The 19383-nt window shown below is 62.4% G+C and carries 24 protein-coding genes; 12 read left to right on the forward strand and 12 right to left on the reverse strand.

The window, feature by feature from the left end:
• Entirely contained in the window at window positions 1-879 is an 879-nt protein-coding gene (locus GJR98_RS12460; protein WP_151138950.1) for a CbiX/SirB N-terminal domain-containing protein, read from the reverse strand.
• A gap of 141 nt (window positions 880-1020) precedes the next feature.
• Between GJR98_RS12460 and GJR98_RS12465 the strand changes: the two genes are divergently transcribed.
• The 3 genes from GJR98_RS12465 (at window position 1021) to cysS (ending at window position 3669) form a co-directional block, all read left to right on the forward strand.
• Window positions 1021-1515, forward strand: a complete 495-nt coding sequence (locus GJR98_RS12465) for a DUF7523 family protein (RefSeq protein ID WP_151138952.1) — start codon at window positions 1021-1023, stop codon at window positions 1513-1515.
• A 49-nt stretch (window positions 1516-1564) separates the two neighbouring features.
• Window positions 1565-2107 (forward strand): dihydrofolate reductase family protein, encoded by a 543-nt coding sequence (locus GJR98_RS12470; RefSeq protein WP_151138954.1) that lies wholly within the window; start codon window positions 1565-1567, stop codon window positions 2105-2107.
• Window positions 2108-2181: 74 nt separating this feature from the next.
• Window positions 2182-3669 (forward strand): cysteine--tRNA ligase, encoded by a 1488-nt coding sequence (cysS, locus tag GJR98_RS12475; protein WP_151138956.1) that lies wholly within the window; start codon window positions 2182-2184, stop codon window positions 3667-3669.
• Window positions 3670-3764: 95 nt separating this feature from the next.
• Here cysS and GJR98_RS12480 read toward each other — a convergent pair whose 3' ends face one another.
• Together GJR98_RS12480 and GJR98_RS12485 are read right to left on the reverse strand one after the other, a co-directional pair.
• Window positions 3765-4247: a hypothetical protein gene (locus GJR98_RS12480; RefSeq protein WP_225316400.1), complete on the reverse strand. Its 483-nt coding sequence runs from the start codon at window positions 4245-4247 to the stop codon at window positions 3765-3767.
• Window positions 4248-4288: 41 nt separating this feature from the next.
• Window positions 4289-4573, reverse strand: coding sequence for a DUF357 domain-containing protein (locus GJR98_RS12485; RefSeq protein ID WP_151138958.1), 285 nt, complete (start codon window positions 4571-4573; stop codon window positions 4289-4291).
• A gap of 156 nt (window positions 4574-4729) precedes the next feature.
• Here GJR98_RS12485 and GJR98_RS12490 point away from each other — a divergent pair, with 156 nt between their 5' ends.
• Both GJR98_RS12490 and GJR98_RS12495 read left to right on the forward strand, forming a co-directional pair.
• Window positions 4730-5776: an NAD(P)/FAD-dependent oxidoreductase gene (locus GJR98_RS12490; protein WP_151138960.1), complete on the forward strand. Its 1047-nt coding sequence runs from the start codon at window positions 4730-4732 to the stop codon at window positions 5774-5776.
• A gap of 338 nt (window positions 5777-6114) precedes the next feature.
• Window positions 6115-7365: a cation:proton antiporter gene (locus GJR98_RS12495; RefSeq protein ID WP_151138962.1), complete on the forward strand. Its 1251-nt coding sequence runs from the start codon at window positions 6115-6117 to the stop codon at window positions 7363-7365.
• Between the two features lie 262 nt (window positions 7366-7627).
• Here the strand turns inward: GJR98_RS12495 and GJR98_RS12500 are convergent, their stop codons facing one another.
• The gene (locus GJR98_RS12500; protein WP_151138964.1) at window positions 7628-8824 is read right to left on the reverse strand and encodes a TIGR04347 family pseudo-SAM/SPASM protein; all 1197 of its coding nucleotides are present in this window, start codon (window positions 8822-8824) and stop codon (window positions 7628-7630) included.
• A complete protein-coding gene (locus GJR98_RS12505) occupies window positions 8821-9108 on the reverse strand; it encodes an Htur_1727 family rSAM-partnered candidate RiPP (RefSeq protein WP_151138966.1) in 288 nt (95 codons plus the stop codon). Before GJR98_RS12505 ends, GJR98_RS12500 begins: the two co-directional genes overlap by 4 nt.
• 100 nt (window positions 9109-9208) lie before the next feature.
• Here GJR98_RS12505 and GJR98_RS12510 point away from each other — a divergent pair, with 100 nt between their 5' ends.
• Window positions 9209-9712 carry a halocyanin domain-containing protein gene (locus GJR98_RS12510; protein WP_151138968.1) on the forward strand — a complete coding sequence of 168 codons (504 nt, stop codon included), beginning with the start codon at window positions 9209-9211 and terminating at the stop codon, window positions 9710-9712.
• A gap of 67 nt (window positions 9713-9779) precedes the next feature.
• On the opposite strand, the gene GJR98_RS17855 is transcribed toward GJR98_RS12510, so the two are convergent.
• Window positions 9780-9914, reverse strand: coding sequence for a DUF7560 family zinc ribbon protein (locus tag GJR98_RS17855; protein WP_255518437.1), 135 nt, complete (start codon window positions 9912-9914; stop codon window positions 9780-9782).
• A gap of 72 nt (window positions 9915-9986) precedes the next feature.
• Window positions 9987-10628: a helix-turn-helix domain-containing protein gene (locus GJR98_RS12515; RefSeq protein WP_151138970.1), complete on the reverse strand. Its 642-nt coding sequence runs from the start codon at window positions 10626-10628 to the stop codon at window positions 9987-9989.
• Between the two features lie 183 nt (window positions 10629-10811).
• Here GJR98_RS12515 and GJR98_RS12520 point away from each other — a divergent pair, with 183 nt between their 5' ends.
• Together GJR98_RS12520 and GJR98_RS12525 are read left to right on the forward strand one after the other, a co-directional pair.
• Window positions 10812-11159, forward strand: coding sequence for a winged helix-turn-helix domain-containing protein (locus GJR98_RS12520; protein ID WP_151139449.1), 348 nt, complete (start codon window positions 10812-10814; stop codon window positions 11157-11159).
• Window positions 11159-11359, forward strand: a complete 201-nt coding sequence (locus GJR98_RS12525; protein WP_151138972.1) for a DUF7511 domain-containing protein — start codon at window positions 11159-11161, stop codon at window positions 11357-11359. Before GJR98_RS12520 ends, GJR98_RS12525 begins: the two co-directional genes overlap by 1 nt.
• 47 nt (window positions 11360-11406) lie before the next feature.
• Here the strand turns inward: GJR98_RS12525 and GJR98_RS12530 are convergent, their stop codons facing one another.
• The 4 genes from GJR98_RS12530 to btuC form a co-directional block, all read right to left on the reverse strand.
• Window positions 11407-12084: an RNA ligase partner protein gene (locus GJR98_RS12530; protein ID WP_151138974.1), complete on the reverse strand. Its 678-nt coding sequence runs from the start codon at window positions 12082-12084 to the stop codon at window positions 11407-11409.
• 93 nt (window positions 12085-12177) lie between these two features.
• Complete coding sequence (locus GJR98_RS12535; protein ID WP_151138976.1) at window positions 12178-13347, reverse strand: tubulin/FtsZ family protein; 1170 nt, start codon at window positions 13345-13347, stop codon at window positions 12178-12180.
• 153 nt (window positions 13348-13500) lie between these two features.
• Window positions 13501-14808, reverse strand: a complete 1308-nt coding sequence (locus GJR98_RS12540; protein WP_151138978.1) for a heme ABC transporter ATP-binding protein — start codon at window positions 14806-14808, stop codon at window positions 13501-13503.
• Entirely contained in the window at window positions 14805-15899 is a 1095-nt protein-coding gene (gene btuC, locus GJR98_RS12545; protein ID WP_151138980.1) for a vitamin B12 ABC transporter permease BtuC, read from the reverse strand. The genes GJR98_RS12540 and btuC overlap by 4 nt, the downstream gene beginning before the upstream one ends.
• Window positions 15900-15959: 60 nt before the next feature.
• Between btuC and GJR98_RS12550 the strand changes: the two genes are divergently transcribed.
• The 4 genes from GJR98_RS12550 (at window position 15960) to GJR98_RS12565 (ending at window position 18784) form a co-directional block, all read left to right on the forward strand.
• Window positions 15960-17060, forward strand: coding sequence for a PGF-CTERM-anchored ABC transporter substrate-binding protein (locus tag GJR98_RS12550; protein WP_151138982.1), 1101 nt, complete (start codon window positions 15960-15962; stop codon window positions 17058-17060).
• Between the two features lie 149 nt (window positions 17061-17209).
• Window positions 17210-17488, forward strand: a complete 279-nt coding sequence (gene srp19 / locus GJR98_RS12555; protein ID WP_151138984.1) for a signal recognition particle subunit SRP19 — start codon at window positions 17210-17212, stop codon at window positions 17486-17488.
• On the forward strand, window positions 17488-17715 hold the full coding sequence (locus GJR98_RS12560; RefSeq protein WP_151138986.1) for a Gar1/Naf1 family protein: 228 nt from the start codon (window positions 17488-17490) through the stop codon (window positions 17713-17715). Before srp19 ends, GJR98_RS12560 begins: the two co-directional genes overlap by 1 nt.
• A 49-nt stretch (window positions 17716-17764) precedes the next feature.
• Entirely contained in the window at window positions 17765-18784 is a 1020-nt protein-coding gene (locus GJR98_RS12565; RefSeq protein ID WP_151138988.1) for a presenilin family intramembrane aspartyl protease PSH, read from the forward strand.
• A gap of 32 nt (window positions 18785-18816) precedes the next feature.
• On the opposite strand, the gene GJR98_RS12570 is transcribed toward GJR98_RS12565, so the two are convergent.
• A complete protein-coding gene (locus GJR98_RS12570; protein ID WP_151138990.1) occupies window positions 18817-19299 on the reverse strand; it encodes a PUA domain-containing protein in 483 nt (160 codons plus the stop codon).
• Window positions 19300-19383: the final 84 nt, after the last annotated feature.

Consider the following 19383-nt stretch of genomic DNA (forward strand, 5'->3'; position numbering starts at 1 on the left):
TTAGTCACCCGCCTGTGGCGTTGCCCGCGTCCGTTCACGCACGAGTTCGAGTGCGTCGCCAATCTCTGCTCCGGCGTCGGCGGCGCGTTCGAGCACCACGTCGGCCATCAGTCCCTCGGTTCCGACTGCGCCCGCGTACCAGATACGGTGGCCGTCCACCTCGGTGGGGATATCGTAGCCGTCTCTGTAGTCGTCGGTGAGGCCCATGTCTTCGGGGATGTCTTCCTGCGTGTGGAAGCCGTCCGCGATGAACAGCGGAACGACGACGATGTCTTCGGATTCGAAGTAGTCCGTCACGTCGTCGACTTCCGGGTCTTCGTCCATGTAGAGCGCCTGCACTTCGTCGAACCGGTCCATGTCCCGGATGCGGTTTGCGTGGTACTCGATTGCCTTCGCGGAGTTCTCGTTGCGCTCGGTTCCGTGTCCGACGACGGCGAGGCCGAATCCCTCTCCGACGTTCGGGTCACCGGTGACAGACTCCGCACGGCGGACGATGACGTCGGTCATCGCTTCGTGCGTCCCAACCGGTCCACAGTAGTGAACCGTCTTCTCGGGTACGTCGTCGGCCGTGAGCGTGACGTGCGACGCCGAGAGACCATCGGAGTCCCAGTCGGCCACGTCCCATCCGTCGAGACGGAGTTCGCGTGGGATGACCTGCTCTGTGAAGTAGCCCTCGCTGATGAACAGCGGGACGACGTACACTTCGTCGGCCTCCACGGTTCGGAGGACTTCACGAATCGACGGCTCTTCTTTCCAGAAGCCGGTTCTGACCTCGTCGAACGCGCCAACCTCGCGGATGGTGTCCGCGTGGTCGTACGTTGGCGTGCTCGAATCCGGGTTCAGGTGCGACCCGTGCGCCACGATGACCAGCGCTTGCATGTCCGGGGGTTACGACGGGACTGTCTTATTGACTTCGCATCTCGAAAAGGAATCTTGGCGTTCGGCTAACTCGCGTTCGCCACCCGTTCAGGTACAGGTCGCGGCGGCGGTTTTTTGCGCTCGGCCACCGACCCATCGAGCATGTCTCTCGCCGCCGACGCACGCGATGCCGTTCGCGAACGACCGTTTCTCCTCGCCGCGCTCCGAGCGGGCGTCGTCAACTACGCCGCCGCCGCTTCCTTCCTCGACCTCGGCGACGACGACGCAGTCGCAGCAGCGCTCCGTCGGTTCGCCGAAGACCTCCCCGAACTCGAAACAGAATCCCGCGACGTGACGGTCACGATGCGAAGCGGGGTCGGCCTCGTCGGCACAGATATCGACGAGGCAGACGACGACCCGATTCTCTCCGTCGCCGGTGTCGAACTCGCAGGGGGCGGTCCGCTCACCGCGATAATCGCAGAGGGTGATGTAGACCCGGCGCTCCTCCAGACAGTCATCGCCCGACTGGACGCCGAGTCCGTCGTCGTCGATGCAGCGGGTGTCGCAGGAGACGCCTTGGCCGTCGTCGTCCCGAGACGGCAGGGAGCAGCAACCCTGCGAATCGTCGAAGCGGCTAGCGGTACGATATACACTTGAGTCGCAGCCGTGACGGGTGTTATTAGCTCATCCGAGCGCAAGTAGTGCTATGAGTGCAAGCCAAATCACCCTCTACATCGCAGCGAGTGTCGACGGCTTCATCGCCGACGACGAGGGGGGAGTCGAGTGGCTCGACGAGTTCGAACAAGACGGGGAGAACGACGACATCGTGGCAGATTACGAGGAGTTCTTCGCGGATATCGACTGTCTCGTCATGGGGGCGACGACGTACGAACAGATACTCACGTTCGGCGAGTGGCCGTACGGTGAGACGCCGACGTACGTCCTCACACACAGAGACCTCTCACGGGCCACTGATACGGTCACGTTCGTCGACGGCGCGGTCGATTCCTTGGCCACCGAACTCGAAGGCGAGTACGAGCACATCTGGTTAGTCGGCGGGGCACAACTCGCCCGCGACTTCTTGCAGCAGAATCTCGTCGACGAACTTCGGCTCTCGGTCATTCCTGTCCTTCTCGGGAGCGGAATCTCACTCTTTGGCGCGGACGGTGAGACGCATCGACTACAGCACGTCGAGACGACGACGTACGACGCGGGAATCGTCGAACTCCGCTACGAGGTTGCCACGTGATAGTCGGATTCCGACGCGCGTCGAAGCGACGGGTTCCGACGGGTTGAAAACCGTCCCACGAGTAGCCGAGAGCAATGACGCTGTCCGTGACCAACACCCTGACGGGAGAACGCGAGGACTTCGAGTCGCAAGCCGACGACGACGTGTTGCTCTACGTCTGTGGACTCACGGTCTCGGACGACGCCCACCTCGGTCACGCCCGCCTGTGGATGCACTCGGACATCATGCACCGATGGCTCGAATACGAGGGGTACGACGTCCACCACGTCGAGAACTTCACCGACGTGAACGAGAAAATCGCCGCCCGCATCGGTGAAGACGACCTCGGAGCGGACGAATCGACCGTCGCCGAACACTTCGTCGGCGACGTCATTCGCGACATGCGCGGCCTCAACCTGAAGCGAGCAGAGGTCTACCCGCGCGTCACCGAACACATCCCCGAAATCATCGACCTCATCGAGACGCTCGTCGAACGCGGCCACGCCTACGAGTCGAACGGGTCGGTCTACTTCGACGTCACCACCTTCGACGACTACGGCAAACTGTCGAACCAGAAACTGGACGAACTCCAGTCGCAGGCCGAGGGAGACGAGCAATCCGAGAAGCGAAACGCCGCAGACTTCGCCCTCTGGAAAGCCGGCGCGGTGACGCCCGAAGAGGCGGCCGAACACCGCAACCCTGACCTCGACCCAATCACGGAACCGTGCGGAGAGACGTGGGACTCGCCGTGGGGTGAGGGCCGACCGGGATGGCACATCGAGTGCTCGGCGATGTCGATGACGCATCTCGACGAGACCATCGATATCCACGTCGGTGGCCGTGACCTCGTGTTCCCGCACCACGAGAACGAAATCGCCCAGTCGGAGGCCGCGACCGGCAACCAGTTTGCCCGATACTGGCTTCACGTCGGCCTCTTGCAGACCGATGGCGACAAGATGAGTTCCAGCCTCGGGAACTACTTCTACGTGGCCGATGCCCTCGACGAGTTCGGCGTCGACGTGATTCGCACGTTCTACCTCTCGACGGCCTACGGGTCCGAACAGACGTACTCCGAAGAGACGATTGCAGAGGCAGAAGAACGCTGGGACCGTCTCGAACGCGCCTACGAGGGCGCTGTCGCCGCCTGCGACAGTCCCGACGCGCGGACCAAGGTCGAAGCCACCGACCTCCGTGAGACCGTCGAATCGGTCCGTGAAAACTTCCGTTCGGCCATGAACGACGACTTCAACGTTCGTGAGGCGATGGCCGAACTCCTCGGACTGGCGACCGCCGTCAACCGCCACCTCGACGCTGGCGACACGTACGATTATCGTGCGCTCCGCGAAGCAATCGAGACGTTCGAAGACCTCGGTGGCGAGGTGTTCGGACTCTCGTTCGGCGAGGCAGCGGACGACGGTGACGTCTCCATCGCGGCAGACCTCGTCCAACTCGTCTTGGACGTTCGCGAAGCAGAGCGCGAGGCAGGGAACTACGAGCGTGCCGATGACCTCCGAGACGACCTGACAGCGCTCGGCGTCGACGTCGAAGACGGCGCTGACGGCGCGACGTTCCGCTTCGAGTAATCAGTCAGGGGCCGTCACGTCCACCGCGAGGTGAATGCGCCTCGTCGGCGGCGACTCTCGTCCGTTATCCAATCGTCTACGACGACTCTCGTCCGTTATCCGAGTGAGAACCGAACGACTGCTAGTGCCTTCCGCGCGTCGTCGAGTTCGGCGGCCCGGTTCGACTGGTCGCCCGAGAACCCGAGTCCACGTGCCATTAGTCGATGTGCCGAGACGTAATTGTCGAGCAATCGTGTGGCCGTCTCACCCGTAACCACCTCGCCAATCACCGTTCGGCGGTCACCACGGTACCAGACGTAACACATCATCGGCGTGCGGAAGTTCTTCCACCAGTTGCTGTCGGCTTTCGGTGTGACGACCACGAGGTCCTCGCCCGCCGTGGCGTAGGCGACTGGGAACGTGTACCGTCGACCACTCCGTTTTCCGACGTACGAGACGAGGAGGAACCATCGACTCACGAGGGGATGGAGTGGTGATTGGAGTAGTCGGCGCAAGGCCGGATTTGCGAACCGCTGTTCGAGCGTTCGCTGGAACTCGGTGACTCGTGGTTCTGTCGCGGAAAGCACGGAAGAATTCATGCTGAACGTACGCAGAACGGCGAAATAAATCCGAGTCGTCGTCACATCGTAAACAGATGCGAGTCGTCGGGAATATCGAACAGACCCATTCGAACGCCGGCATCCAGCCACCCGTACCCGTAAGAGAACGAAGCGAGCGCGTTCACCCAGTCGTCACCGTCCTTGAAGTGGCGGCCATCGTCGAGGTACGACTCGGCCATCTCCAGACAGTCCGCCGCGGCGTTCCCGAGGTGTGTCTCTGCTGGAACGGCTTGGACTGCTTCGTCGAGCGCGTCGGCGAGCATCTGCTCGTATCGATTCGTCTTCTCTCGGAGGTCGGCGGACATAGCGCACTCTGTGTCGGCCACCGATACTGGTCTTTCGCTCCGGACCGGGATGAGGGTGGGCTGGTTTCACTCGTGGTATGCAACCACGTAGCGGTGTTGTACTGCTGCTCGCAATACAGCGCAAGCTTAAGGCACCGGTATAGCGAACAACGAGACATGACAGAAGACGCCGATTCCTTCGTCGAACACAGGAAGCTCATCATCGCCGGTTCGGGCATCTCCGGTCTCTCTGCGGCAATCTACGCGGCCCGTTCCAACAACGAACCACTCGTCCTCGAAGGCGACGAGCCGGGTGGGCAACTCACCCTCACCACGGAAGTCGACAACTATCCGGGCTTCCCCGAGGGCATCTCCGGGCCAGAGCTCATCAACAACATGAAACAGCAGGCCGAGCGCTTCGGCACCGAGATTCGCCACGGCATCATCGTGGACGTAGACGCCTCCGAGCGACCCTTCACGGTCACGCTGAAGAACGGCGACGTCTACACCGCCGACGCCATCATCTCCGCCTCCGGTGCCTCTGCTCGCACGCTCGGCATCCCCGGCGAAGAGAACCTCATGGGCTACGGTCTCTCGACGTGTGCGACCTGTGACGGCGCGTTCTTCCGCGACGAGAAGATTATGGTCATCGGTGGCGGTGACGCCGCCGTCGAGGAGGCTAACTTCCTCACGAAGTTCGCGTCGAAGGTCTACCTCGTCCACCGCCGCGAAGAGTTCCGCGCCGAGGACTACTGGATCGACCGCCTGATGGAGAAGGTTGACGAGGACGAAATCGAGCTCATGCTCAACACCGAGGCGACGGAACTCCACGGGTCGCCCGAAGCAGGCGTCGAACACGTCACACTCGTCCGCAACCCCGAGGGCCACCCGACGGACAAACTCGACGACCCCGAAACGGAAGAGTTCGACTTCGACGTTGGCGCGGTGTTCTACGCCATCGGCCACACGCCGAACGCCGACTACCTCGAAGGTACGGCCGTCCAGCGTGACGAAGACGGCTACATCGTCGCGAAGGGTGGGTCCGGCGCCAATCAGACGGCGACTGACGAACCCGGCATCTTCGCCGCGGGCGACGTCGTCGACTACCACTACCAGCAGGCCGCCACCGCCGGCGGCATGGGCGTGAAAGCAGCACTCGACGCCGATGACTACCTCGAAGAACTCGAACGCGAAGAGAAGAAGGCCGCAACGCCGGCAGAGTAAGCGTCTCGGCGCCGTTCGACTGACACTGTTTTTTGACCGCTCTGCCGCAGTTGTGCGCCACCTTCCGACCCCGCCGTCGCAGTCCGCTTCCTGACCGTCGACACGCCGGTCAGTTGTCTACTCGGTGGTCGGACGCTTGGGGACCGAGTCTCTAGTTTGTCGTCGAACGTGATTCAGTAGCCGGGGTCACTGACCAGATGGCTACGTCTCGCTGGTCAGTCGAAGACTGTTCGGGTGTATTTTGATGACTTTTACTGACGATGGGTACGAAGACTTTCGAGTGACGATAGTAATGAAGACGAATCGTACGTTGCAGACCCACGGAGTGTGAATTTACCATGGCCGTCGAGTCGGGTGGGTTACTCACGTTTCTCGCCGGACTGACCCTCGTCTTGGCCGCTGCACATACGCTTGGGACGGTCGCCGACAGACTGGGGTTCGCACCGGTTGTCGGTGAACTCCTCACCGGATTGGTTTTGGGTCCGTCGGTACTCGGGTTCGTCGCCCCGAACGTCACGGCTATCGTCGTCCCGGTCCCCGACCAGTTGGCAGCCCTCGCGTCGCTCGGACTCGTCCTCCTTCTCGTCATGGCTGGAACTGAAGTCGACGTTCAGACGGTCCGTCGCTACATCCAACCGACGATAGCCCTCGCTACCGGGGCCTCGGTCGTGCCGTTTCTTCTGGGGTTCGTCCTGGGATGGTCGCTCCCCGTACGATACCTCGTCACGCCCGAACAGCGACTCCCATTTGCGCTGTTCCTTGCAACAGCCCTGAGCATCTCGGCGGTTCCAGTCGCCGTTCGTGTGCTGGTCGACCTCGACGCGATGGACCGAACGGTGGGACAACTCACTCTCACTGTCGCCGTCGTCATCGATGCGGCGGGGTGGGTCGCGCTCACAGTCGTGTCCGACATCGCAAGAGCGGGCCAGACGAATCCGTTAGCAGTTGGTCGAACGCTCGGTGTCCTCGCCGTGTTCGTTATCGTCGTCGCCGTGCTCGGCCCGCGAATCGTCGAGACACTCTTCGGTATCACCTCCTACGTTCGGTCGCCCGCGTTAACCGGATTTTCAATCGTCGTCGTCGTCGGGCTTGGGACGGCGGTTGCCTCGCTCGCACTCGGACTGGAGGCTGTTCTCGGCGCGTTCCTGGCAGGTGTCTTGGTCAGGAATCCACTCGATAACGAGACAGAACGGGTGTTTCAGATGGTGACCCTCGGGCTGTTCGCGCCCATCTTTTTTGCGACGGCCGGATTACGGGTCGATCTGAGTGGACTGTTCACGCTGGATACGCTGTTGGTGTTCGGGATTACACTCGTCGTTGCCGTGCTTGGGAAGGCCCTCGGGGTGGTGCTCGGCGCGACGTTGACGGACCTCACACGAGAAGAGACCATCTGCCTCGCCATCGGTCTCAACGCTCGCGGGGCGATGGAACTCGTCGTGGCGGCGTTTGGGTTGGCGATAGGGGTTCTCACGCCCACGGTCTATGCCGTCATCGTGCTCGTCGCCATCGTCACCTCTGTAATAACGCCGCCACTGCTCCGTCGTGCCCTCTCACACCTTCCGGACGATAGGGTATCCGGGACGGCGTGACTTCCCGTGGTCGCTTCGGAAGTGACCAATCGATTACTCGAAATTGGTCAGTGACTGACTACGGCGACGCCCAAACCTACGACTTGGCTGCCCCGGAGGCGTCTTCACCTCACACGAGTGGTACGCAGTATCCAGACGCCCACCGATTTTACCCTCTATACGCACAATTCACCAGTCCTCTGTGGAGAACGCTCTGCTGCATGCGTCCTCTGTCTTGACGTTCCGGCATCCAGCAATCGAGTGAAAACGACAGGATGTCGCCTCAGTCCGCTGGTTCTGCCGTCTCACCGCGCTCTTCGGGCGTGAGGTAACACTGCGGGTCTGGACCAAACAGGTCACCAGAGCCAGCGAGGGCGCGAAGCCGCGACGACCCACGACAGACGTCCTGATACTGGCACGTCGCACACTTGCCCGTGAGGTGTTCTTCGCGTTCCCGCAGACGGGCGAGAAGCGGGTTCGACTCGTCGTCCCAGATGTCGCCGAACGGTCGGTCACGGACGTTGCCGAGACTGTAACTCTGCCAGAACTGCGTGAGGTGGACGTCGCCGCGGTAGTCCACGTCGGCGACGCGTTCGCCGGTCGGGTCGCCGCCGTTGACGCGAAGGTACTCGTGAATCTCGTCTGCGTGGTCGCTGCCGAGTTCTTGGTCGGCGTACTCGACCACGTACGCGGAGTCAGCGTAGTTGCCGACGAGGAGCGTCTCTATCTCTTCGCCCTCGGCGTGGTACTCGCGGGTCATGTCGAAGAGGCGGTTGACGGCGCGGCGCTGTGCCTCGTCGTCCAAGTCGGCGTCGGCGATGTCGCCGCCGCGCCCGCCGTAGTCGAGGTGGTAGAAACAGAAGCGGTCGACGCCCACGTCGTACAGCATGTCGACCACGTCTTCCATGTCGGCGGCGTTGTGTTCGGTGATGGTGTACCGGAGGCCGGTCTTGAGTCCGACAGACAGGGAGTTTTTGATGCCCCTGACGGCGGCGTCGAACGCGCCGTCTTTGCCTCTGAATCGGTCGTTACGCTCGCGGAGTCCATCCACGGAGACGCCCGCGTACGAGAGACCAGCGTCTTTGAGCGCCTGTGCTTTCTCCTTGGTGATGAGCGTCCCATTGGTCGAGAGGACCGCCCGAACGCCCTGGTCGGTACAGTAATCGACGAGTTCGACGAGGTCGTCGCGGACGAGCGGTTCGCCGCCCGAGAACAGCAGCACAGGGACGTTGTAGTCGGCTAAATCGTCGATGAGGCCCTTCGCTTCGTCTGTCGAGAGTTCACCCTGTGCGGGGTCGAGGTCGGCGCCCGCATAGCAGTGTTCGCAGTAGAGGTTACACCGGCGAGTCGTGTTCCAGACGACGACGGGGCGCTTCTGTTTTTCTTCGCGAATCTGCTCGATGGAGGCGTCGGGGTCGTCGTATCGGAGGCCGTCGCCCTCGGCGGTCTGCCCACACAACAACTTGCTGATGGAAATCATCCGTGCGTCACCTCGCTATCGGTGTCGTCGGCAGAGTTCGTTCGACCCTTCGCGGCGAGGTCGTTCCCGCCGAGGCGACGGATTTCGTCCGCCGGACAGAGCCACAACGCTGACGCCGCGAAGTCGAAGAGGGTCCGCGCCTGTTCGGTCGCGAGGTCGGGAGATGGTGCGGTCACGCTCCCGACGTGTCGCATCGGGTCGGCGTCGTTCTCACGGAAGAATACCTCCCACTGGCGGCTTCCGTCGATTCGTGGTTTGCTCCGCGGGTCGTCGTCCGTGGGCATGGGAGCGTCTTTGGAACCGATGGATACGCCCGTTTCGCCTGTTTTCATCCACTGGGAATCGAAGCATTAGACTTCTTTGGGAACCCAGTACAGTCGACCAATGACAGAACGGTTCTCCCGGCGGACCTTCCTGCGTGCGACTGCAGGCGCTTCTGGAATCGCGCTCCTTGCTGGCTGTACTGGTGCATCGGCAGGAAGTGACGACGAAACTGGTGGTGACACAGACGGAAGCGAGTCGCCGGCACCCGACCGAGAGATGCCCGACTTCGACGGGTGGTTCGACCGAACCAGAAACTACGATGGCGTCCACGACAAGACGGGCGAGAGCGAGGTAACAGTCGCCGTCGGCGCCGACGGAAACGGCGGTGGGTTCGCGTTCGGCCCCGCCGCTATCAAGGTCTCACCCGGAACGACAGTCGTCTGGGAGTGGACGGGGAACGGAGGGACGCACAACGTCCTCCACCGCGAAGGAGAATTCGAGTCCGAACTCACCGCCTTGGAGGGTACCACGTTCGAACACACGTTCGAGGAGACTGGTGAGTATCGGTACGTGTGCGTTCCACACGAGACACTCGGAATGGTCGGTATCGTCGTCGTCGAATAGTCGGTACGGACAGTCACCTGACTGTCGTCGAATAGCTGTTCTTCCGCAATCGTCGAACGAGTCGTCGTTACGCAGTCATCTGACTGTCGGGTATCGGTGCCGTGCACATGACGCAACCGGTCTCCCGAAGCGTCTGCAACATCGGTTCGTTGACCGTGTACTCCTGCCCGCACTCCGAGCAGGTTACGTCGAATTCGCGCATCGTAGGCTCACCACGTGATGATATGTTTTCAAGACACGAGGGCGTACCCCCTCAATTCGCCGGGGCCTCACGTTAGTCTTGAAGAATGGCACCCATGAGCTTCTTCTGTGCCATCGCGAGGTGTTCGGAGAACGTCGAGGTCGTGATGCCGAGTTCGGTCGCAACCTCGCCTTTGTTCGCACGGCGCGGGTGGTCGAAGTAGCCCATCTCGTGTGCTTTCTCGAGGACCTCGCGCTGCCGGTCGGTGAGTTGGCCGCGTTCGACCAACACGAGGTCACGCGACTCGTCCGACGAGGACTGAAGGAGTCGGCGAACGTCGACAGATCCTGACGACTCCCGAAGCGAGGCGACAACGTCTCGAAGCGTCTCGACATCCGGTGCGTGGAACGTCAAGAACAGTGCGCCATCGCGCGTCTGCACGTCGACGACGGGACAGTCGAACGTCTCGATCTGTTCGCACGGACAGCCGATTCCTCCTTCGCGTGCGAATCGGTAGACGCTCCCATCTCCGTAGTCGAACAGTCGTTCCATCTCCTCGGAGACGCCATCCTCGCTGTCGAAGACGAACTCCTCCGTGACTGCGCCGTCTTGGTTCGGTGCCATGCTTCGCGACAACGCGTATCCGGAGCTCTCGTTTTCGGATACAGATGCGACGGGACAGCCCGATGGCCCTGTCACTTTCAACTCTGCTCTGATGCCCGCTGCGCTCGTCATGTATCTAGCCAGAGGCTCCACCACCTGATATAAACACCCTCGATATCTCGGGCCTTTATATCGTGGGGCACCCCCAGTCCGGGACGACACCCTGTTCGTGCTACTGACTGACATGCAGGATAAAGCCCCCGACATATGCGGGGTACGATTCGACGGGTGAGGGGCCCGAATCGCAAGATGAGCATGCAGACCGGCCTCAGACGCAATCCACTCGGACCGACTCGTACCGAGGCGCACGCCGAACAGGTCCTCGACGCGCTCTCGGACCGGGCCTGCCGTCGGATACTCACCACCGTCCAAGGGAGGAGTGAGCCGATGACTGCGCAAGAACTCTCCGTAGCGTGTGACATCCCCCTGTCGACGACCTACCGGAAACTCGAACGTCTCTCAGACGCTCGACTCCTCGAAGAGACACTCCAGTTACGCATGAACGGAACGCACACCCATCAGTACCGGTCGGATGTGGAGTCGGTCACCGTCTCGTTGGACGAAGAAACGGGCCTCGAAGTCGACATTCCAGGAGGGCACTAATGGGAACCGAATCGGCACACACGCCGGACAAGGATTCCGAGGTTCCGGTCCGTCCGCCGCTCACGTCGCGTATCGTCACCGGAACCGATGGCCGAGAAGAGTGTACGATTCACCCGAAAGACGCGACGCCGGAAGAACTCCTCACGAAGTGGGTGAGTGCGACCGGTGACTCGTTCGTCGACCTCGACGAGATGCGATAACGTCGCATCCGTCGGGTCATCTCGCGTTTTAGTCCGCTCCGTCGAGGCTACCACTCGCCTCTTCGTTGTGGGTGTGGCTCGTCGAGCGCCATGAGGTACTCTTCGAGGAGCGTCGGAAAGGCACGTCCGCGGAGGTTCCGGAGGCCGAAGTCCGCGGCCCAACTGATGATTCCCGTGTCCTCGGTGACGACGCCAGCGTTCAGTTCTCGTGCGAGGATGAGTAAGTCGAAGTCCTCGCGGGAGTCGAGGACGCCCTGTCTGAGTGCCCCTCGGTAATCCTCTCGGAGGTCGGAGATGACTTTGTCCACGTCGGACATCTTCGACGCGCCGTCCGACTTGAGTCTGGTTTCTTCTGCCTTTCGAACCGCTTTTTCGGAGACGCGAAGGCCTCTGTTGACCCGGTCAGACATCTCGTCGATGAATCGATAGACGATTTCGGCGGGGATGTACACCTCGTAGCGGTCGGGGTGTTTCTTGATGACCCACGTGTCGAGTTTGCCGAGGAGTTCCTCTGAGACACCGCGTTCCCGAAGGATGTGCTCCAGTTCCGAAGCGATGGACGGCGGCATGTAACACGAGATGTTCAAATCGAGACGAGCGGCGGCAATCGTGTCGAGCAGTCGCTCGACTGCCTCTTCGAACGTCTCGTCTTCGCCGCGAATCTCCTCCGAGAGAAAAAGGGAGGTATCGAGCACGAACCGTTGTTTCAGCGGGTACTCGGCCATTGGTCGACCCTTCGCACTCACAGACTATGACCCTTCCCCGTGTTTTCACCCCGTTAGCGAGGCGCTACTAGGCAACCTGCTGTCTCGTCTGCCTCAGAACAACGGTTCGAGTCCGTCGTCTCCTGAATCGACGAGTTCTTCGAGCGACGCCGCACTCGATTGCCGCTTGGCGAGCATATCTCGTTGGGTCTCGATAGCGACTGCCTGGAGTTCCTTCACACGCGGGACGTTGTAGACGCCCGAGAGGAGTGTCACTGCGGCCACGAAGTTCGACTCGACAGGGTAGTCTCCACCGCGAATCTCCATCGTGCCCGTCTCTTCTTCGAGCCACGTCCGTGCCCGTTCGATGCCGCGACGCGAGAGCACGTCCGGTGGGCCAGCGACGACGACGAGTCCGCGTTCGGTTCCGGCGATTTCACACGGCAGGGTGAGGCGTCCGAGGGCGGCGCGTCGGACGAGACTCGTGATACGGTTCATCGACTCGCCGTTGTCGGCTTCTCGAGAAGGCCCACCAGCAAGCCGGGAGAAAAGCCCCTGTTTCGGCCTGTCGAGTTCGACCGACGCGTACCCAATCGTGGAGATGCCTCCGGATGCGAGTGTGTTGATTATCTCGGAGGCGTCGACGACCGACTCGGCGACGGCGTTCGAGCCGTCGGTCTCGCCGGCGCTGAAGAGGATTCCCAGTCGTCGGGCGAGTTCGGTGTTAATCTCGCTGTAGCCCGATTCGAGCGACTCACCAGACCGACGCCACGCCTCGTTGTCGAACAAGATGAGGTTGTCGACCTCACCGACGAACGTCTGGAGAGACCGCGCCGCGTTGAGCGTGTAGATTCCGCCTTCGTTTCGCGCCGGGAGGATACCGAGGCCGTACACTGGTTCGGTGTAGATGTGCTTGAGCTCTCGTGCGATGACCGGTGCGCCACCGGACCCGGTTCCACCGCCGAGACCGGCCACGATGAGGAACGCATCTATCTCGTGGACCGGGAGGTCGTCGACTTTCGAGAGAATGTCACCAACGTCCTCTGCGGTGACCTCTGCCCCGAGTTCGTTGTCTGCGCCGACGCCGTGGCCTTTCACCCGTGACGTTCCCACGAGAACCTGGTGTGCCTCGGGGACGAACCGTAACCCCATCAGGTCTGCACGTGCAGTGTTGACCGCAATCGTATCGACGATGTAGTCACTCTTCGTCCGCCGGTCGTAATCGATGAGGGCGTCGACGACCTTTCCACCGGCCTGGCCGACCCCAATGAGTGCGAGTTTCATATCCCTTTCCTCTCAGAAATCGAACTAGTAAACGTGCGCTCACGTCTTGAATATGTGGTGTGTAGCGAGAATCAGTCAGTCACTAATTCGTGCGAATTCGATGCCTTCAGCTGTCGAATCCGGTGTTCTGGGGAATCGTGATACTGTGCCGAGTTAGTCACTGAACGATTCGCACGCCAACTCACCGACGACAGACAGTAACTCGGCGGGTTCGACGACGTGTCCACGTTCGCGGAGGCGTTCGTAGACGGCACACCCGGCGTCACCGGCGAAGTTCCGCTCCGAAAAGGGGCGCTCTTCGACGAGGACCAGATAGTCTGCGGACGCCGCCGCTTCGAGGTTCGCGAGGTTCCCCTCACCGACTTCGACGTCGGCCACGACGGTCACGTCTGCGTCCTCGACACGCGATTCGACGGCCGCCCGTGCAGCGTCGTCGACTGGTGCATACGGTGGTACCGTCACGAGGTCAGCGCCGACTCGCCGTGCGGCTTCGGCGTCAGTGTCGCCCTCGTTGAGCGCACCGGCAGAGAGCGCGTATCCCGCCGCCGAGAGAACGTGAAGTGGTCTCGCGGCGGTCCCACCGCCTCCCACGACGTGGACACGCCCAGTCGCGTCGGCCGAGGTGGACGAAGACGGAAGTGCGGTTACGTAGACAGACCCGGTGACGGGATGCCGCGAGACCACCGCTTCGGCGTCGAAGGCGTCTCTGAGGTTCGATTCGGAGAGAACCGTCGCCGGGTCTCCGGCCGAGAGGATTCGACCGTCTGCCAAGAGAATCAGCACGTCGCAGTAGTGGGCGGCGAGGTTCAGGTCGTGAATCGCGGCGACTGCAGTCGTCCCGTCGCCGACGAGGTCGTCGACGAGTTCGAGCGTCCGGACCTGATGATTGATGTCGAGACTGGCGGTTGGTTCGTCGAGGAGGAGCGTCGGTGTCTCCTGTGCCAGCGCCCGGGCGATGAGGACTCGCTGTCGTTCTCCACCGCTTATCTCCGTGACCGGTCGGTCTGCGAGGGCCGCGACCGACGTTCGGCGCATCGCCGCGTCGACAGCGTCCTCGTCCGCCGCCGACCACCCGTCGAATCGGCCACGGTGTGGCGTCCGTCCCATCTTCACGACTTCACGAACGGGGAAGTCGAAGGTGACGCTCGTCGTCTGCGGCACCGTCGCCACGAGTCGACTCGCTGCTTTCGAAGACAGCGCGTGGATGTTCTCGCCCGCGACGTGTACGGTTCCCGAGTCAGGTGCGAGCGCCCCGTTGAGCGTCCGGAGAAGCGTCGTCTTCCCTGCGCCGTTCGGGCCGATGAGACCGACGAACGTGCCGTCGCCGATGTCTGCCGAAATTCCGTCGAGGATAGTCTGTCCACCGAGGGAGACTGAGACTTCGTCGAGCTTGATCGCCGGTTCAGCGGCGGAGAACGGGTCCGATGGCTCTGCGGACGAATCGGGGTGCTGTTCACTCATGGCGAGCGCACCTCCCGAGTACGGAGGAGGTACAGGAAGAAGGGCGCGCCGAGCGCCGCAGTCACGACACCAACAGGAACCTCTGCCGCGCCAGACCGGGCGATGGTGTCGGTGAGCACGAGGAACGACGCCCCCGCCAGTGCCGACGCCGGCAGGAGGAGTCGGTGGTCCGGCCCCACGACGAGGCGGAGCATGTGGGGGACGACGAGGCCGACGAATCCGATGACGCCGGAGACGGCCACTGCCGCCGCAGTGACGATACTCGCCGTGACGAGGAGGAGTTGTTTCGTTCGCTCGACTTCGATACCGAGCGCGTGGGCGTCTTCTTCGCCGAGGAGGAGGACGTTCAGGTCGCGAGTGTGGGCGAGCAAGACAGCGAACGGAAGCGGGAGGACGAGCGTCAGCAACACCACTTCGTCCCACGTCGCACCCGAGAGGTGACCCATCAACCAGAAGACGACCTGTCTGAGACTCTCGCCGCTCTGGAGGAGGAGAAACGAAATGACCGCACCGAGGAACGTCTGGACCGCGACGCCCGCGAGGAGGAGCGTCGCAACGGGCGTGCGACCGTTTTCGGTCGCGAGCAGGTAGACGACGAACGCAGTGACGATTGCCGACCCGAAGGCGGCCCCTTGGAGACCGAATGGGACCGAAAGCGACAGTGCAATCGTGGCGACGGCACCGACGGCCGCCCCCGACGAGACGCCGATAATCGACGGGTCGGCCATCGGGTTTCGGAAGAACCCCTGCATGACGACGCCCGCAGTGGCGAGTGCGAACCCGACGAGCGCAGCGAGAAGGATACGAGGCAGACGCACGGAGACGACGATAATCTGTGCAGTCCGTGGCACCGCCGTCGAAAACGGCGTGACGAATTCGACAGACGGGAGTGGGACTGACCCGACGAGCGGGAGGATAACCGCACCGCTCAGCGAGACGCCCACCGGGACTGGAATCGCGTCGAGGAGGATGAGCGCGACGGTCCGCGGGGGAATCGTGACGTGGCCGATACCGGCGCTGACGACCACGACGAGCGCCAACAAGGCAGTCAAACCGAGTGCCCACGTGGTCGCTCGTGTTCGAACGTTCATCGAACACAACCGCGCTTTCATTAGGTAAATATTTATTGAACTATCCACGAGGCGACTAGCGTGAACCACCGATTCGCCGCCGCACTACTGGTACTCGTAACCGTGTTCGCCGGGGTACCGGCACCGGTTGCGGCCGCAGACCAGACAGCACAGTGTTCGTTCCCGATGACGGTCACAGACGCCACGGGAACTGAAGTGACCATCTCGGAGGACCCAGAACGCATCGTCACGACCAACCCGAGCGCCGCCCAGACGATGTGGGAGATTGGCGCGAAAGACGAAGTCGTCGGCCTCTCGCAGTACGCCGCGTACCTCGACGGTGCGAGTGAGAAGACGAACGTCTCGGGTGCGGAGGGTCTCAACGTCGAGGTCGTCATCGGCCTCGAACCCGACGTCGTCCTCGTCCCGAACACGACGTACACGTCCGAACCCGACCGGGTGAACCAACTTCGGTCGGCCGGTCTCACCGTCGTCGTCTTCGAGAGTGGCGACTCACTCGGCGCTGTCGCAGACAAAGTCGAACGAGTCGGCCGCATCACCGGCAACTGTGAGGCAGGTGCCGAACGCGCTGACGAGATGCGAACCTCCGTCGAGAACATGGAACGCGCACTCGAAGACGTCGACCAACCGGTCGGGCTCAACGCCTTCTTCGGCTACACCTCGGGGAGCGGGACGTTCATCTCCGAGATTATGACCTCCGCAGGCCTCCGCAACGGGGCCGCCGAGGCCAACATCACAGGCTGGGGTCAAGTCAACGAGGAACTCGTCGTGGAGATGAACCCCGAGTACATCGTCATTCCCTCACATGCGCCCGTTCCGAGTGGTCCAGCCTACAACAGCACGACTGCCATCCAAGAGGGTAACGTCGTCGTCGTGGACGCGAACAACCTCCAGCAACCTGCACCGCGCGCCATCGACGCAAGTGAGACGATTATGAAGGCAGTCCACCCCGAGGCCTTCGAGCGGTATCAGGAACTGCAGAACCAGTCGGAGACGACGCAGACTGAGACGACCAACACGCCCGAATCCACGTCCGGTGAACAGGACGCGACTGCCACTGCTGACGAACCACAGTCCACCGAAACCAGCGCACCCGGCTTTTCGGCAGTCGCGGCAGTCGTCGCGCTCGTCTTGACGACGCTCGTCGGTCGGCGTCGATAACTGACGACGCGCTCCGACGCACCCGTACGTTTTCATACGATACCGGGACCACTCCGGCCTACACTCCCACGGCCACAGCGTACAGCAGTGTCGCGGGATTCGCTCCGAGAGACCACAACCGTATTACCGTCGGGTGGCCGAAACAGAGTATGGTCGAGAACGTCATCTACCCCGCCTACCTCGACGCCTCTCTCTCGCGGAGTGAGGGTCGGCGGGTCGCCGAGTCGGCCGCGGTCGAAGAACCGACCGTGGACGAGATTGCGAAAGCGGTTCAGCAAGTCGGCTACGACGCCGTCATCGAACGAGGCAAACGCTATCCGCGAGAGTTCGAGACGCGCGGCCGCGTCCTCGTGAACAACGCCGACGACGCGACGAAAAACGACATCGTCCAGGCTGTCGCCGCCTACGTCGGCATCCTCCGCGACTGATGCGGCGAATCGGCACCGTCTCTCGAACGGCGCAGGGACTCGCAATCGTCCGCCTCGACGACGACGACGACCAACCCGACATCGGCACGATGGTCCTCGACGAGTCGCTCTCGACAGTCGGGCGCATCGTCGACGTGTTCGGCCCGGTCGACCGACCGTACGTGGCAATCACGGCTGACGACGACAATCCCGCACGGCTCGTCGGGAGCAAACTCTACGCGCGATAAGCGCGGACAGAGCGCAACCCCCAAACCCTTCGGGTGGGAACGCCCGGTCATGCCACGCCGCGCCTATCGAGGTGTCGCCCTCGCCGCCCTCATCTTCCTCGTCGTGCAGGTGGGTGCGCTCGCACTCGTCCCGACGTTCTTCGAACAGGGCTATCAGACAGTCGAAGACCCGTCAGACCCGACGAACAGTCTCCTCTACGTCGGCGCCATCATCGGGATGACGGCGTTCATGCTCGTCGCGTTCAAGTACGACCTCGACCAGCTGATTCGGGGCATCATCGTGTTCACGAGCGGACTGCTGTCGTGGTACGTCTTCGCTGCCATCCTCCCCAGTAGCCTCCTCGCAATCGGTCTCTCCGGCGCCGTCGCTATCGCACTCCTCGTCTACCCCGAGTGGTACGTCATCGACACCGCCGGCGCACTCATGGGCGCCGGTGCCGCCGGCCTGTTCGGCATCAGTTTCGGCCTCTTGCCGGCGCTTGTTCTTCTATCCGTTCTCGCCGTCTACGACGCCATCAGCGTCTACAAGACCAAACACATGCTCGACCTCGCTGAGGGTGTGATGGACCTCCGCATTCCGGTCGTCCTCGTCATTCCGACGACGTGGTCGTACTCGCTTCTCGACGAAGACTTCGCGCGCGACGCGAACGACGTGGGTGAGAATGCAGCGGAGAACACAGGCGCGGACAGCAACGACACTGACGATGACAGCGCCGCCACCGACGATGGCAGCGACGTCGACGACGGCCGCGACCCCGCCGACCGTGACGCGTTCTTCATCGGCCTCGGTGACGCCGTCATGCCAACGGTGATGGTCGCGTCGGCCGCGTTCTTCTCTGAGGCACCGTCGCTCGGAATCGCGACGCTCCCGGCGCTCAATCTCCCGGCGCTCCTCGCGATGGTCGGGACGTTCGTCGGCTTTGCCGGCCTCATGTGGGCCGTGATGAAAGGGCGTGCCCACGCGGGCCTGCCACTCCTGAACGGCGGTGCGATTGGCGGCTATCTGCTCGGGTCGGTCGCCGCAGGTGTCCCACTCGTCTCCGCACTCGGTCTCGCGCCGTATCTGTAGAAGTCGTCCGTCGGTCGAACTGCGTTCGCTGGTTACTCTTCGCTTCCGGTGCCCTCGCGGACACGGACAGCCATTCCCGTCTCGAAGTCGAGCATCGCGTCGGCAGAGAGTTCTGCACGACCGACGCCGAGCAGTTCACCGTCGGGACCGACGACACACACTTCGTCACCCGAACGGACTGCAGGGTCCACGTCAGTCACGAACTTCGCGAAGGCGTTCTTGCCGTCGCGGACGAACGGAATCGACTCGTCGCCAACGCTGACAGTGTATGCCGATTCACCGAGTGCCGAGCGAAGTCGTCGACCACCGGCCACACCGAGGGTGAACCGGCCGTCTGTTCCGTACGAGGTGACTCGGTCTCCCTCGACGTACACCTGTCGGGGGCGACCGCTTCGAGAACGGGACAGTTCGATGGCCTCGTCGGCGGGGAACAGCGCGTCGCCCGCGCCGGCCCCGAACTGGTAGTCAGCGACGACTCGGAGGTCTGCCAAGTCGGTCGCGTCGTCTTCGGTCATACCCAGTCGTTCACCCCGCCGGCTAAAGTGGGTCGCGGTCCCGACTGGGCGTGTGTCAAATTGCAACACAGCCGAGATAGACAA

This window comes from Haloferax marinisediminis (assembly GCF_009674585.1).
GTDB lineage: Archaea > Halobacteriota > Halobacteria > Halobacteriales > Haloferacaceae > Haloferax > Haloferax marinisediminis.